Genomic DNA, 461 nt, shown 5'->3' on the forward strand with positions numbered 1-461 from the left:
ACGTCGGGGCGTTCCAGGCTGTGGGCGAAGGTCACGCTGGCGGCCATGTGCTGGCCACGGGCGAACAACTCCAGCGAATGGCTGCTGGCACGGCCGTGGTACTCGCCGTTGTAGCGATCGTTGCGGATCACACCGAGGTCGTAGCCCAGGCCCAGACCGTACTCGGCCACCAGCGGCTGCAGCAGCGGCCAGTTCACCGGGCGGGTCCAGCGCAGGTCGTTGCGCCAGTAGCCACCGCTGTCGCCGGACAACGACTGGTCCTTCAGCCCGCGCACCGACGACAGCCCGCCAAGGCTGATGCGCTGCGGGCTGAACAGCACGTCCTCGCTGCGCTGACCGGTGGCCAGGCTGCTGAAGCTCAGGCGCTCGCCGAAGAGCTGGAAACCCTGCACGTAGCTGAGCGTGGCGCTGTACTTGCGGTAGCGCGCCACCGGCTGGCCCGGGCGTGGATGGCCGTTGTC

General features: G+C 69.0%; 1 protein-coding gene. It reads right to left on the bottom strand.

The annotated features are described in order from the left end of the window. Nucleotides 1–461: ShlB/FhaC/HecB family hemolysin secretion/activation protein (locus HU735_RS26825; protein ID WP_238349911.1), on the bottom strand; the 461-nt coding region annotated here is incomplete at both ends.

It is taken from the genome of Pseudomonas sp. BW16M2 (assembly GCF_014268865.1).
GTDB classification, from domain to species: domain Bacteria; phylum Pseudomonadota; class Gammaproteobacteria; order Pseudomonadales; family Pseudomonadaceae; genus Aquipseudomonas; species Aquipseudomonas peradeniyensis.